Origin of the sequence: Citrobacter sp. NCU1 (assembly GCF_010231475.1) — a bacterium.
In the GTDB taxonomy this organism is placed as follows: domain Bacteria; phylum Pseudomonadota; class Gammaproteobacteria; order Enterobacterales; family Enterobacteriaceae; genus Citrobacter_D.
The window spans coordinates 72,731-87,774 of record NZ_NRDO01000013.1; the positions used below are offsets into that span (position 1 = coordinate 72,731).

Sequence of the window (15,044 nt, forward strand, 5' to 3'; positions counted from 1 at the left end):
TATTGTGTCAATGAAGGCGAAAACATTTCGGATTTTCTTTATCAGAATAAACGGTATTTATTAAGTTAGTATTAAGGAATGAAAATAAATCAATCAGATTAAAGACAAAAAAAAGCCCGGCTATAAACCGGGCTCACGCATACATAATTTCAGTATTATTCCAGCCATTCGGTATGGAAAACACCTTCTTTATCAGTGCGTTTATAAGTATGTGCGCCAAAGTAATCACGCTGCGCCTGGATCAGGTTAGCAGGCAGAACTGCGGCACGATAGCTGTCGTAGTAGGCAACAGCAGCGGAGAAGGTCGGCACAGGAATCCCGTTCTGAACCGCATAAGCCACGACGTCACGCAGCGCTTGCTGGTATTCATCAGCAATATTCTTGAAGTACGGTGCCAGCAGTAAGTTTGCAATGTTTGCATTCTCTGCATAGGCATCAGTGATCTTCTGCAGGAACTGGGCACGAATGATACAACCTGCGCGGAAGATTTTCGCAATCTCACCGTAGTTCAGATCCCAGTTGTATTCGTCAGAGGCAGCACGCAGCTGAGAGAAGCCCTGAGCGTAGGAAACGATTTTCCCCAAATACAGTGCACGACGAACTTTCTCGATAAATTCCGCTTTCTCACCAGCCAGTTGCGCTTTCGGTCCTGTCAGAACCTTAGACGCCGCCACACGCTGATCTTTCAGCGAGGAGATGTAGCGCGCAAACACTGACTCGGTGATCAGAGACAGCGGTTCGCCGAGATCGAGTGAACTCTGGCTGGTCCATTTGCCGGTACCTTTGTTAGCCGCTTCATCGAGGATCACATCAACCAGGTATTTACCTTCTTCATCTTTTTTGGTGAAGATATCTTTTGTAATGTCGATCAGGTAGCTGCTCAGCTCACCATTGTTCCACTCGGTAAAGGTGCTAGCCAGTTCTTCATTGCTGAGGTTCAGACCGCCTTTCAGCAGGGAATAGGCTTCAGCGATCAGCTGCATGTCGCCATATTCAATGCCGTTATGCACCATCTTCACATAATGACCCGCACCATCAGCACCGATATAAGTTACACAAGGCTCACCATCTTCAGCAATGGCTGCGATCTTTGTCAGAATCGGTGCAACCAGTTCGTAGGCTTCTTTCTGACCACCGGGCATGATAGAAGGCCCTTTCAGTGCGCCCTCCTCACCACCGGAAACACCGGTACCGATGAAGTTGAAACCTTCGGCAGAAAGTTCGCGGTTACGACGAATGGTGTCCTGGTAGAAGGTGTTGCCACCATCAATGATGATGTCGCCCTTGTCCAGATACGGTTTCAGTGAATCGATAGCGGCATCAGTACCCGCGCCGGCTTTCACCATTAACAGGATACGACGAGGCGTTTCAAGGGATTCAACAAACTCTTTCACCGTGTAGTAAGGCGCCAGTTTCTTGCCTGGGTTCTCGGCAATTACTTCTTCGGTCTTTTCACGGGAGCGGTTGAAAACGGAGACGGTATAACCACGGCTTTCGATGTTGAGCGCAAGGTTGCGCCCCATCACTGCCATACCGACGACGCCAATCTGCTGCTTAGACATTACATACTCCTGTCAGGTGTGGTCACCACGCGACGTATGCGCGGCTTGAACGTGGCCTAGATGTTAACTCAGATGGACTGAGAGCATAAAGTAAAATGTATTACCACATGGTGCTATCGACTGCTTTTGACAATTTCAATGATTTCAGTGGTAGATATAGACGGTGTTCGTGGGAAGTAAATTACCTGGCAGATGCTATTATAGTGATCAAAACGCCCCTTCCAATCATCCCCCATCACTAGTATATTTGCATTCTTTTCTTTTATGTATTGTTCCTTCAACTCAAGGGACTCTTCTAAGAAAACCTCATCCACAAATTTGAGCGAAGAAATAATTTTAATTCTTTCCACTTCACTATAAATAGGATATCTATTTTTTTTAGAAAAGTTTAAATCATCTGAAGAAACTCCCACGATCAGCCGGTCACCCAATGCCGCAGCACGCTCCAAGATATTAACATGCCCAATATGGAAAACATCAAACGTGCCAAAAGTAATCACATTAACCATCTTTTTTTATATTCTCCGTCAATAAATCGAACATTGTATTCAGTTGCACTAACACCATCAGGGCAAAAATTTATTTTTCCGCTAAGGGTTGACTGATACTTTTCAAAATCAAAAGAATCGAACCTTGAAATGAAATTAAAAAAATCATCAACGGTTTTGAGTTTCATATCAGTGGTAATAGCATCGTAATCTGTTGAAAAACCTATTTCTTTTTCATACAAATCTCTATCGTAGGGTATAAATGCAACAGGTTTATTTAATATTAAATAGTCACAATATATACTTGAATAGTCAGTAATCAGGCCATCAACCTCCCAAAGCGAATCAGAAACATCAGGGCATTTTTTAGAATCAAAAGAAATAATATTATCGCAAAGATAAGGCTTACTATCATTTTCGAAACGAGGATGCAAACGTAGCAGAATAATAATTTTATTTGCTTTTAATCTTTCTGAAAAGGAGTCCAAATCAAAATCGGGAAATGGAAAAAGTTTTGTGTCTGAGTAATGCCGCCAAGTAGGAGCGTAAAGAATATATTTATAGCCTGTGACCTTTTTTATTAAACCACGTTCTCTTTTCGAAATGAAGTCATCTATACGGGGTTGAGGAGCAATAACTATTCGTTCTTTTTTAACGCCAAAAGCCTTAGACATATATTCTAAAAAAAACGATGAAGTACTCAAAAAAACACTAATGTTAGATTTATTCAGAAAATAAAATATCCTTTTGGGGGTGGATACATTCCTCTCCATCAATCCAATATTTTTTATCGGTGTACCATGCCCCAAGTGATAAACGAAGCGGTTACGATTCAAAAACACACCAGAAGAAGGCGTTTCAAGAGTACTTAAAACCCATACAGCCGATTTTAATATTATTTTATTATCAGTTTTACTCTTAGATGTTATAAAATAATCACCATATAGTTTTTTAAGTTTTAATCTTTCTTTGTCGTTATCGATTACAAAATAAGTTTTATACCCTAGCTCATGAAATCGTTGCATACCATTAAGAAAAAGACTTTTTGCATTCCATGTAAATTCTTCATTACATGCAGAATTAAATATAATCGTCTTAGTTCGGCTAATACTAAAAAATGAGTAATAAATAGAACTCATTACACCTCTAATAACACGAACAGCTCGATACAGAAGATATTTGTTTTTATTTTCCATTATTATCACCAAACAGATTTTCCCAATACTTCATAATTTCCTCCGGTGCAAATCTTTGAACTTTGGCCGTTGCATTTAAAACCAGTTGGCTTGAAGAAACAGGTGAGTTGAGCAACTCAGCCATCTTGTCAGATAGATTGTTAACCAAGTCATCTACTTCAAACGCCTTACCACTCTCAGCAACAGCAAAGTCAGGAGTTAAAACACCGCAGGAAAGGCTATCATCTGATTCATGCAGGAGCTCATACGGCCCCGTTTCGCACGCAGCAGAAATGATAGGAGTACCACATGCCATAGCTTCAAGAAGAACCAAAGGAAAACCTTCATATAATGAGGTTAGTACAAACATTTTTGCGTTTTTTAAGTAGTTATAAGGATTTTCTTTGAAACCAACTAAAAGTACCTTATCTTCAACCCCAATTTCTTTGATAAGATTAGTCAGTTGCTCTTTCAATGGTCCATCACCTATGATTATAAGCTTCAGATTATCGAATCTAGGATAATTATGAAGTAAAGTTGCAAAAGCTTTAATAAGGTAACACTGCCCTTTTTGAACATCTAAGCGTCCAATATTAATTATAAAGCCCGGAGAAGGTAAATTATCATCAATTGGTAATTCAGATAGTTGTTTTATTTTTCTTATATTGACTGGATTATAAATATTTACGATTTTATTTTTATATTTACCATATTTCAAGGACAAATTTAATTTTAACTTACTCGAAACTGCAACTACATGATCAGAACGTGAAAGAATGAATCCCAATAAACCATTCGAGATAAATGAATATCTTCTTTCATTATTAATATGAACTGTCGTAATTGTTTTTTCTTTTCTTTTAGTTAATACATTTATAAGATCACAATGAGGGATATGGCTTATTGAGATATCGTAATTATTTTGTTTTTTTATTTTATTTACTTTATATAATAATTCAATATAAGTAACTGCTTTTAAAATGCCTTTTCGTGATTTGATGTTTAAGTTAATCAAATTGCCTGCAAATGGGAAAACAGAATCAGAGTCACGAACGATTAAGTCCACTTGATAACCAGCGTTTACAAACATTTGAGAGTGTTCACATGGCACACGGCAAGCTCCATTTTCTCTGGCAAAAGGAAAGATTATGGCAATTTTTTTCATGAAACGTTCCTGATCCTGATTATCTTAAGAGAATACTCTCGTACGGCAATAAATCATTAGAATTCATTATTGAATTTAAAAATAATATAAAATACACAAATAAAAAGAATATAGATAACACTATTCGGTTCGAAGGTCGTTTAAATTGAGATATTAGATAAGGAATAAAAAACATATCAAAAATAGTAAAGTAATATGCAAACCTTACAAAAATGAGGTTATCCAAAGCAAATATCCTTAATATTATCCCTATGGTATATAAAAGTAAATAAAAATCTATCCGCCTCAAAATATCATAATGCTTATGTAGGTTTTTGCTCAAAATACCTCTCGCACTCCATAGAACTAGAAATATTAGGACATAAACATAAACACCTAAGCCTGAGCCGCCAAAATCGAGAGGGTTATAAATATACCTTGCATATTTATCACCTAAATAAGGCAGCAGTATTTCCCCAATAAAACTAACAACACCAACTTGGTGAATAATAATTGATGTCAATACTGCAAACAAATAAAATAAGTGTGGTATACGTATTGGGTACAAAAAATAAATAACAACAACCAACAATGCAGATTTATGGAAAAGCGATGCAATAAGAATACATATAGCAAATTTAATAAAGCTTCTTGCATAAATGTATTTTAATGAATAAGCAACAAAAGCACATGCTATCCCCTGTCTAACTCCATTAAATGGCCAAAAATAAGTGCTACTCAGGAAAAACAACAACAGTCCCAATAATTTAATATTCTCAGATAACTTTTTATTTTCTCTATATAGCGCTATAAGAAATACAATATTAGTGATCAACGATAACACAAATAAAAAACAAAAAAAACCATCTTGGCTATTCGGAAATAAAGCCCCTAATAACTTAAATCCCAATTCCAATGATTCATTATACGCACCACCTCTTTCTATGGAATAAAATATTGACTCATAGCTATAATAATCTGTACCAATCCCATACCTAAAACCAGAGAAACAAATTATCGTAACCCATCCTAGTAACTCAAAGGGGTGAAAATAACTATTTGTGGCATAATGCTTGATTCGAAAACCACAAAGGGACATAGCAAAAAATAAAAATATAAGATATACACTCACACTTTTGATCCCTTGATTAGAGATATCTTATTTTTGCAATTATCACGCATAAAAACATAGAATTTATATGAAATAATATATATGAGCATTCGGACAACTGCCGCAGCCCCCCCTCCAAAGTGTTGTTTGACAACCTCTTTCATATCAACATTGTGGCGAGAGTAATTTATAATTTCCTTTAAAGGTTTACTAATTGATAGCGTTCTAAGTATTACAATCCTGTCTTTTTTTAATAAATACTCGATAGAATCATTTAGTTCTTCAGAAAAAATGCCAAAGTTTATGGAGGAGATTGCGTGTAGACTATCAAATCGCTGATCATTAAAATTATTTATCGCAGAGGCAGCGTGTTGAACATAATTTAGCAAGGGAGCGTCAATCATAAATATCGTCTTTGATTTCACAATAGATTCAAAAATAAATTTCAGATCTTCACCGTATTTATACTTAATATCAAAAAGCACAGTTTCAGCAATTTTTTTGGAAACAGAAAAACCACCCATAAATATTTGCTGCTCGCGCTGTAAGAGTGAGCGTAACAATTCAAATACCGAGTCTTTTTTCTTAGTTGGATACAATTTATCCGCACCGTTCGGGAATATTTTTTTTGCACCCCAGTAAGAAAAGTCATTACATAACAACTCGTGAGTCTTGCTTTTTAATAATTCGAAATCTAAAGTATCATCACTATCTAAAAAAAGTAGTGTCTCATATTTTGCCAAACAAATACCCTTATTCCTGGCCGATGCAACCCCTTTATTTTTCTGCTTATGATAGATCAGTGCAGCATTATTTTTATGTTTAATAAAGCCTTGAATATCCTGTTCACTTCCATCATCGATAATTATAATCTCACCACGACAAAAAGTTGCAAAATCAATAACACGTTCCAAGTTAACTTCAAGAAACTGGAGAGTATTATAACATGGAATAATGATAGATATCACGACGACTCCAAATATTAACTATTTTATATCTTTCCATTTACTAATGAAAAAAGTAATCATGAGCATTGTAACAATAGTCTCAGTAAAGATAACACAGCCTAGCATAGAGTATATACCATATGTTTTAACAATAAATGGTGAATAGCAGAGATGAATGACCGCCCCAAAAATATAAATTTTTGTAAGTACTCTTTCATACCCACAACTAATCAATCCCCACTGAGCCACAACAATTGCAACCGAAATTACAAGAACGAGAATAGACATCCATTTAAATAATGTAGCAGAAGTTTCATATGCTGAACCAAAGTACACCAACGATATTGGTTTTCCTAAAAAGAAAATGCTCAATGCTATAAAAAATGAAAACAATACAAAGGCTAATCCAAATTTCATGATGTTATTTTTATATTCATTTCTTTCTTTATTAATTCTCGGAAATACAACTTGTTGCACTGGTTGAAATATTGATTGCACTGCATTTCTCAGTTTATCAGCTGCTGCATAATAGCCTACAACTGTAGGCGTAAACAAATAGCCGAGAAGAATGATATTAAAGGTTGAGTAAAAAGTAATTGATATTTGGGATATAAACAATGGCCAACTGTCTTTAAGCTCTTTTATTCCTTTTCTAAGTTTGAACCCATTATATTTTACATACTGTTTCTTTTTTATGATACTTAAGCTGAAAGCTGCAGGTAGCAAACCTCCAACAGCAAATACCAGCGCAGCCGACAATAAATCATTCTCATGATGTACGAAAAGTATCAACCCGATGAACATAAATATCTTAGATACAATGCTAACCCAAGCGATACTCTTCATTCTCTCTATACCCTGAAATAAGAATATAGGATAAAAAACATTACCAATTACCATGAGAAATAATATTGATGTTACGAATCTTATTCCATCAAATAGCTCTATAAAACATGCTGATATGGCATACACTATGAAACATAGGGCCAGAAGGATAATTTTAGCAGTTAATGTATTTGTGTATATTTTATCTATTTCTTTTTGATTTTTCGACTGAGCTATCTTTTTTGTTGCACTGAAGTTGAATCCAAAATCCGTAATAAGGATCAAGTATTGAATTAGCGCCTGACTCAGCATTAGCTTTCCAAATCCATCAGCACCGAGAACCCTGAGTAGATATGGCAAAGTTAAAATAGGAATAACATAATTTGATATTTGAACTAAATAAAGATACAGTATATTCTTTCTCATTTTAAACGACTTACTTCATTTTTAATGATGCCAGCCAAATCCTCCCCAAAGTAATCATCAGGCTCAACTGTATTCCCCTCAGCCCATTCGTTCCATGATTTTAAAAAAACAAATTGTTGGTTTTTATTATAATTTAGAGCACCATTAACGTTTTCTCTGAAATTCTCACAGCTAAAACGATCAAGTATAACACCTTTGTTACCATGACGAACGGTGGTATCCCATCCAGCAAAAATGACTGGAATTTCCTTACTCGATTTTGGATTTTTGTTCCTCCATTTTCCTTCGATCATATCAGAATATTTATATTTGATAGGCCCTAAAAATGTAAAATTATGGCGCCTAACTAATTTTTCGCGAACTTTTTGTATAAATGATCGATTTTCAAACATTCGTGAAGAGTCTAAATAAGCATCGAAATACTTTAACTCAGGTCTTTCTTCGTTCATTTGCTCTGCGATGAAATATATACCATCCAATCCATTTTGGATCGCTAATTTATTCCACAATGAAATAAACCCCCCCAAATCAGGGATAGATTTAGGATCAAATATTGTGACGAGAGGTTTATTTTTTACCTTATAGTAATTATCAGATTTAAAATGGGGCAGCATATATTTAAAAAAACTTTCATAATCATTTTCCCCAAGATATTTTTGCTCTTTTAACAATCGACCTAGGGTTTTGTTCCACCATGTGTGATTTGCCCACGCAATACAATATTTAACATTGGAATTATATTTTAAGATATTTTCCAATGGTTTTTGCAATAACATATCACCATTACCAAACCAATAGGTCCACAGACAAAAAGCACTCACACCATGCTCTTTAGCATATGAAAACTGTTTTTCAATAACTTCCGGGTCAGATAAATCATAATAGCCTAATGTTGTAGGCTTCCTGATTACTTGTTTGCTATAATATTTTTTTGCTCTCTTTAGGAGAGTCCACTCGGTAAATCCAACTCCCCACCATTTGTTATTTTCTGCAACTTCATGGAATTGAGGTAAGTAATACGCAATAATTTTTTTATTCATTTAAAGCACTCTTTTTACAATTAATACAGGTCCGTTAAGAACTTATGTTTTTTATCTTTTTCTGATAAAATAACATTGCCTGTATTGCCCCACTCAATGCTAATGTTAGGATCATCCCAACGAATCCCACAGTCACTTTGCTGATGGTAGTAATTAGTAGTTTTATATACAAATTCTGCTGTCTCACTCAATACAAAAAAACCATGAGCAAACCCCTCCGGAATCCACAATTGCCGTTTATTCTCAGCAGAAAGATTCTCTCCAACCCACTTGCCAAAGGTCGTAGAATCCTTACGAATGTCCACCGCAACATCAAAAACCTCACCTACTACACAGCGAACAAGTTTCCCTTGAGCATGCGGCGCTTTCTGGTAATGCAAACCACGCAGTACTCCTTTGCTTGATTTCGAGTGGTTATCCTGAACGAAATCAACCTTACGACCTACAGCCTCTTCAAAAATTTTTTGACTGAAGCTCTCAAAGAAAAAACCTCGATCGTCACCAAATACTTTTGGTTCAAAAATCAGAACATCCGGAATATCAGTCTTTATAACATTCATGCTTAATAACCTTTGACCATTTTCAGCAGGTACTGTCCATACGCATTTTTCTTTAGCGGTTCTGCTAGTTTTTTTACCTGCTCAGCCGTAATGAACCCTTTACGGTAGGCAATCTCTTCCGGGCAAGAAACTTTCAGCCCCTGGCGTTCTTCAATGGTGGCAATGAAATTACTTGCCTCAATCAAGCTTTGATGTGTGCCCGTATCTAGCCACGCATAGCCGCGTCCCATCATGGCAACAGACATACGGCCTTGTTCCATGTAGATACGGTTAATATCCGTGATTTCGAGTTCACCGCGCGGTGACGGTTTCAGGCTCTTCGCTATTTCTACAACGTCATTGTCATAAAAATATAACCCGGTTACCGCATAATTACTTTTCGGCTCCAGAGGCTTCTCTTCCAGACTGATTGCCGTGCCGTTTTTATCGAACTCAACCACACCGTAACGTTCTGGGTCGTTAACATGATAGGCAAATACTGTGGCCCCACTCTCTTTATTAACTGCTGCTGCCAGTTGTTTAGGCAGGTCGTGACCGTAAAAGATATTGTCGCCCAGGACCAGAGCGCAATCATCTTGACCAATAAACTCTTCACCAATGATAAAGGCCTGCGCAAGACCATCCGGGCTTGGCTGAACTTTATACTGCAGGTTAAGGTCCCACTGGCGGCCATCACCGAGCAACTGCTCAAAGCGAGGCGTATCCTGTGGCGTACTGATAATTAGAATATCGCGAATGCCAGCCAGCATCAGCGTAGACAGCGGGTAGTAAATCATCGGTTTATCATAGATCGGCAGCAGCTGTTTACTTACCGCCATCGTTACCGGATAAAGACGCGTACCCGAACCGCCAGCCAAAATAATACCTTTACGAGTTTTCATTTTGCTTTCTCAAACAGAAAATGCCCTCAGAGGGGCATTAAAAGTAATATGTTAGATTGAAGTTGTTGTGAACAGCTCTTCCAGCATGCGCTTAACGCCCTTTTCCCAGGAAGGTAGCGTTAAGCCAAAATTATGCTGGAATTTTTCTGTATTCAGACGCGAGTTTGCCGGACGTTTCGCCGGGGTAGGATAAGCACTTGTTGGCACGGCATTCAGCTTGTTCAACGCAAGCTCAATACCCGCTTTATGTGCTTCTTCAAATACCAGCGCCGCATAGTCATGCCACGTTGTCGTACCGCTTGCAACCAGATGATAAAGCCCTGCCACTTCAGGTTTAGTCCATGCCACACGAATCGCATGCGCCGTACAGTCCGCCAGCAGTTCTGCGCCAGTAGGCGCACCAAACTGATCGTTAATGACAGAAAGTTCTTCACGCGCTTTTGCCAGTTTCAACATCGTTTTGGCGAAGTTATTGCCTTTACCTGCGTATACCCAACTGGTACGGAAAATAAGATGCTTTTCACAATGCTTTTGCAGGGCCTGTTCACCCGCAAGTTTAGTTTCGCCATACACATTCAGTGGAGCTGTCGCGTCGGTCTCACGCCATGGCGTTTCGCCGTTACCTTGGAAGACATAATCGGTAGAGTAATGTACTACCCAAGCGCCAATGCTGGCAGCCGCTTTTGCAATCGCTTCTACGCTGCGCGCATTCAATAACTCGGATAGCTCGCGATCTGTTTCAGCTTTATCAACTGCAGTATGGGCCGCCGCATTAACAATCACATCGGGACTAATTTTCCGGACTGTTTCAGCAATACCTTCTGGATTACTAAAATCACCGCAAAAATCTTTTGAATGAAGATCAAGGGCAATCAGGTTGCCAAGAGGCGCCAGGGCACGTTGTAATTCCCACCCCACCTGTCCTGTCTTACCAAACAAAAGGATGTTCATTACTGACGCCCCTCGTAATTCTGCTCAATCCACGTCTGATATGAGCCACTTTTAACATTCGCGACCCATTGTGTATTCTCAAGGTACCATTCCACTGTCTTGCGGATGCCGCTCTCAAACGTCTCTTCGGGTTTCCAGCCTAATTCGCGACTAATTTTATCAGCATCAATAGCATAACGACGATCATGGCCTGGTCTGTCGGCAACATAGGTGATTTGTTCACGATAGGACGCATCCTTCGGCACTATTTCATCCAGCAGGTCGCAGATGGTATGTACAACATCAAGGTTTTTCTTCTCATTATGTCCCCCGATATTGTAGGTCTCCCCCGCTTTACCTTGAGTCACCACGGTATAGAGCGCGCGGGCGTGATCTTCGACATACAGCCAGTCGCGAATCTGATCACCTTTGCCATAAATCGGTAAGGACTTACCTTCCAACGCGTTTAAGATGACTAACGGAATCAATTTTTCCGGAAAATGATAAGGACCATAATTATTTGAGCAATTAGTGACAACAGTCGGCAGGCCATAGGTTCTCATCCACGCACGAACCAAATGATCGCTGGAGGCTTTCGATGCAGAATAAGGACTGCTTGGCGCGTAGGCCGTCGTTTCCATAAACAGTGGAAGTTTCTCGTTGTGAGCTAACTCATCCGGGTGCGGAAGATCGCCATACACCTCATCAGTAGATATATGATGAAAACGGAAAGCCGCTTTTTTCTCACTGGTTAATGAAAACCAATATTTTCTCGCGGCTTCCAGTAATGTATAGGTACCCACGATATTCGTTTCAATAAATGCAGCCGGGCCTGTAATAGAGCGGTCAACATGACTTTCTGCAGCCAAATGCATTACGGCGTCGGGCTGATGCTCCACAAATATACGTTCCATCTTAACTGAGTCGCAAATATCCGCATGTTCAAAAAAATAACGTTCACTATCTGAAACATCAGTAAGTGATTCAAGATTACCGGCATAGGTCAACTTATCAATATTAACGACGGTATCCTGCGTATTTTTAATTATATGACGAACAACGGCAGATCCAATGAAACCTGCGCCACCAGTAACAAGTATTTTCACGTTTTATTCCGAATTGCATTTGTAGATACGCATTCAATCTGCTGATCCAGGATTAAATTGCGAGGTATTTATGCACGCTACCGCCCCTGGCTTAACAGCTACCAGCGCACTGCGTACATTCAAAATGACGTTTACAAGCCGCGCCGTTTCAGACAGAGCTCTCAAAAATTTAAACACTAATTGTCTTACCAAACGCATTCGGAAACAAGGAAAATTCGACAAATTCCTGATGATTTTTTACCGTTTAACTCATTGATTTTACTTTGTTTTCATAAAGCAAAACGGCAGAAACATCCAATTAGCAACAGCACCGCTGCCTGGGATGTTCTCTGCCGTTATCATTTTATACTTTTAGCTACGCCCAAAAGACCGACGCGTTTTATTCGCTCAGCAACATCTCAATGCTCTTACGGAACTTTGGTCCTTCCTTCAGGTTACGCAGTCCATACTTCACAAATGCCTGCATATAACCCATTTTTTTGCCGCAGTCATAGCTGTCACCGGTCATCAGCATTGCATCAACAGACTGTTTTTTCGCCAGTTCTGCAATGGCGTCAGTCAACTGAATGCGACCCCAGGCACCTCGTTCAGTTTTTTCGAGTTCCGCCCAGATATCCGCAGAGAGGACATAGCGTCCCACCGCCATCAGGTCAGAGTCGAGCGTTTGCGGCTGATCCGGTTTTTCGATGAATTCAACGATGCGACTCACTTTACCTTCATTATCCAGTGCTTCTTTCGTCTGGATAACAGAATACTCTGAAAGGTCACCTCTCATGCGCTTCGCCAGTACCTGGCTACGACCGGTTTCATTGAAGCGGGCCACCATAGCAGCAAGGTTATAACGCAGTGGGTCAGCGCTGGCGTTATCGATAATAATGTCAGGTAATACAACGACAAATGGGTTATCGCCGATAACCGGGCGTGCGCACAAAATGGAATGACCCAAACCGAGAGGTTGAGCCTGGCGCACGTTCATGATCGTCACGCCCGGAGGGCAGATGGACTGTACTTCCGCCAGCAGCTGGCGTTTTACACGCTGCTCAAGCAGCGACTCTAATTCATAGGAGGTGTCGAAGTGGTTTTCGACCGCGTTTTTGGACGCGTGAGTGACCAGGAGGATTTCTTTGATCCCAGCAGCCACAATCTCGTCGACAATGTACTGAATCATAGGTTTGTCGACAATCGGCAGCATCTCTTTGGGGATTGCCTTGGTGGCTGGCAACATGTGCATACCCAGACCCGCTACCGGAATAACTGCTTTCAAATTAATCATTATTTCATCCACCTGTAAAATGGTTGCTGAATTATAGCTCTTTGACATGTTTTAGCCAGCATGAATTACATGGCAGCTCTGTTGCAGATGTTACGCCGCTTATCCACAGAATGCAGTAGCCATAATCTGAAGAATAGAGATGTGTTTTCAGGAATGTACATAAAACTACCGCGCCTTCTCCGGTAATCTGAAATTGATCTCCTCAACATTGACCACCTGGTGATCGATGCTGTCGATATCTACCGAACTCTGCCCCTTTTCATTCACCGCACGCACGTTGACCAGCGACAACAGCGTGTCCTGCCTGGCCATGAACTTCCCTCTCACGTCTTTGCGCAGGTCAAAGTGCATTTTCAGCGCCGGCCCAATGGTTGACGTCTGCATCACATTGATATTACGCAAAAAAAGATGCTGCGGCTTATTATGCAGTTCCAGCGTCGCCCGCTTCATCACAATGTTAGTGAGCGCCACAAACGAGGTCGTGTTTCCGGAAGAGATTTGGATTCCGCGTAGCTTCCAGGCAAGATGAGTATTATCGAGATGAATATCATTCAATTTGAAATTTTGCGGGATGGATAAATATCGACCTTTGACCACACCGTAGCCAATTAGCATTCCAGCACTATTCACCATATCAATATTATCGATTACAAAATTATCACAACCATATATTGCCACAGTGGCATTATCTATCCCTGCTTTCTTACTGAAATCCGGTGTGATATTCCGGGATTTCACATTGCGAATGACAAAATGTTTGCCATTCTCAACATGGATCAGCTGCCGACAATCTGAGCCGGTGATATTCGCCACCACAAAGTTTTTCACCGTTTGTTCTTCCGGGTAGCTGTTGTCGTAGGTGCTTCCCGCTAACCCAATGCCGATCCCCCAGTTAATCTTGCCGTTAGTACAGTTGATACGTTCAATGACATGATCCGAAATCAGAATATTGCGATCGTTGATCGCCACATTCCATTCAATCGCATCGCCCTGAAGGTCGCTGAAACGGCAGTGGGTGATCCGCGCGCCGTCAACCTGGTTATGAAATCCCTGGCGCAGAATGGCATAGTTCGCCTGCGTCACCGTGATGTCATCAATGAGCAGATTGCGCATAATCCGCGTTTTTTTGCCACCAATATAAATCTGGGTTACCGGCGCAAAGCCGCTCATGGCAATCCCTTTGATTACACAGTCCGAACCGCGCACATCCAGCGTGATATTATGCAGGCTACCGCCCCCTTCCCCTGTGACCTGGCAGCCATCCTGTAGCACAAACCGGCCTCTGCCGTTGCCGCTTAGCCGACCAACCACATGCAGCGTTTTACCGGCCGGGATAAAAATCCCCGTATTGATGTTTTTGCAGACCATTTCGGCAGGCACCACGACAGTTTGCGCGTCGTCGAACGCGCGTCTGAACGAAGCCACCCAGTCCTGCGGATTATATTCCTGGATATTGACGGTCTTTCGGGGTTCAACGGCGCGGGCAAGCGGAGTATGGAGGATGGGGAGTGCGGCAAGAACGGAGCCTGCCGTCAGAAAGGTACGTCGGGAGAGTGTCTTCTCTGGCATACAACCT

The 15,044-nt window shown here is 40.3% G+C and carries 14 protein-coding genes; all 14 read right to left on the reverse strand.

The genetic code is table 11. The features are described from left to right. Nucleotides 1-155: 155 nt before the first annotated feature. The 14 genes from gndA to wcaM all read right to left on the reverse strand — a co-directional run bounded on the left by gndA (nt 156) and on the right by wcaM (nt 15,037). Nucleotides 156-1,562: an NADP-dependent phosphogluconate dehydrogenase gene (gene gndA, locus CJP72_RS05720; protein WP_162379928.1), complete on the reverse strand. Its 1,407-nt coding sequence runs from the start codon at nt 1,560-1,562 to the stop codon at nt 156-158. 113 nt (nt 1,563-1,675) lie between these two features. Then, nucleotides 1,676-2,071 carry an adenylyltransferase/cytidyltransferase family protein gene (locus CJP72_RS05725; protein WP_162379929.1) on the reverse strand — a complete coding sequence of 132 codons (396 nt, stop codon included), beginning with the start codon at nt 2,069-2,071 and terminating at the stop codon, nt 1,676-1,678. Further along, a complete protein-coding gene (locus CJP72_RS05730) occupies nt 2,059-3,246 on the reverse strand; it encodes a CDP-glycerol glycerophosphotransferase family protein (protein WP_162379930.1) in 1,188 nt (395 codons plus the stop codon). The genes CJP72_RS05725 and CJP72_RS05730 overlap by 13 nt, the downstream gene beginning before the upstream one ends. Then, nucleotides 3,236-4,390 carry a glycosyltransferase gene (locus CJP72_RS05735; RefSeq protein WP_162379931.1) on the reverse strand — a complete coding sequence of 385 codons (1,155 nt, stop codon included), beginning with the start codon at nt 4,388-4,390 and terminating at the stop codon, nt 3,236-3,238. Before CJP72_RS05735 ends, CJP72_RS05730 begins: the two co-directional genes overlap by 11 nt. 19 nt (nt 4,391-4,409) lie before the next feature. Continuing rightward, complete coding sequence (locus CJP72_RS05740; protein ID WP_162379932.1) at nt 4,410-5,501, reverse strand: EpsG family protein; 1,092 nt, start codon at nt 5,499-5,501, stop codon at nt 4,410-4,412. Further along, nucleotides 5,498-6,448: a glycosyltransferase gene (locus CJP72_RS05745; protein WP_162379933.1), complete on the reverse strand. Its 951-nt coding sequence runs from the start codon at nt 6,446-6,448 to the stop codon at nt 5,498-5,500. Before CJP72_RS05745 ends, CJP72_RS05740 begins: the two co-directional genes overlap by 4 nt. A gap of 18 nt (nt 6,449-6,466) precedes the next feature. After that, nucleotides 6,467-7,678, reverse strand: coding sequence for a flippase (locus CJP72_RS05750; RefSeq protein WP_162379934.1), 1,212 nt, complete (start codon nt 7,676-7,678; stop codon nt 6,467-6,469). Next, entirely contained in the window at nt 7,675-8,718 is a 1,044-nt protein-coding gene (locus tag CJP72_RS05755; protein ID WP_162379935.1) for a glycosyltransferase WbsX family protein, read from the reverse strand. The genes CJP72_RS05750 and CJP72_RS05755 overlap by 4 nt, the downstream gene beginning before the upstream one ends. A gap of 20 nt (nt 8,719-8,738) precedes the next feature. Next, nucleotides 8,739-9,278, reverse strand: a complete 540-nt coding sequence (rfbC, locus tag CJP72_RS05760; protein ID WP_162379936.1) for a dTDP-4-dehydrorhamnose 3,5-epimerase — start codon at nt 9,276-9,278, stop codon at nt 8,739-8,741. Nucleotides 9,279-9,280: 2 nt separating this feature from the next. Next, the gene (gene rfbA / locus CJP72_RS05765; protein WP_162379937.1) at nt 9,281-10,159 is read right to left on the reverse strand and encodes a glucose-1-phosphate thymidylyltransferase RfbA; all 879 of its coding nucleotides are present in this window, start codon (nt 10,157-10,159) and stop codon (nt 9,281-9,283) included. A gap of 51 nt (nt 10,160-10,210) precedes the next feature. Continuing rightward, nucleotides 10,211-11,110 (reverse strand): dTDP-4-dehydrorhamnose reductase, encoded by a 900-nt coding sequence (gene rfbD / locus CJP72_RS05770; RefSeq protein WP_162379938.1) that lies wholly within the window; start codon nt 11,108-11,110, stop codon nt 10,211-10,213. Beyond that, entirely contained in the window at nt 11,110-12,195 is a 1,086-nt protein-coding gene (gene rfbB / locus CJP72_RS05775; RefSeq protein ID WP_162379939.1) for a dTDP-glucose 4,6-dehydratase, read from the reverse strand. The genes rfbD and rfbB overlap by 1 nt, the downstream gene beginning before the upstream one ends. A 379-nt stretch (nt 12,196-12,574) precedes the next feature. Continuing rightward, a complete protein-coding gene (galF, locus tag CJP72_RS05780) occupies nt 12,575-13,468 on the reverse strand; it encodes a GalU regulator GalF (RefSeq protein ID WP_162379940.1) in 894 nt (297 codons plus the stop codon). Nucleotides 13,469-13,633: 165 nt separating this feature from the next. Then, entirely contained in the window at nt 13,634-15,037 is a 1,404-nt protein-coding gene (wcaM, locus tag CJP72_RS05785) for a colanic acid biosynthesis protein WcaM (protein ID WP_162379941.1), read from the reverse strand. Nucleotides 15,038-15,044 lie beyond the last annotated feature (7 nt).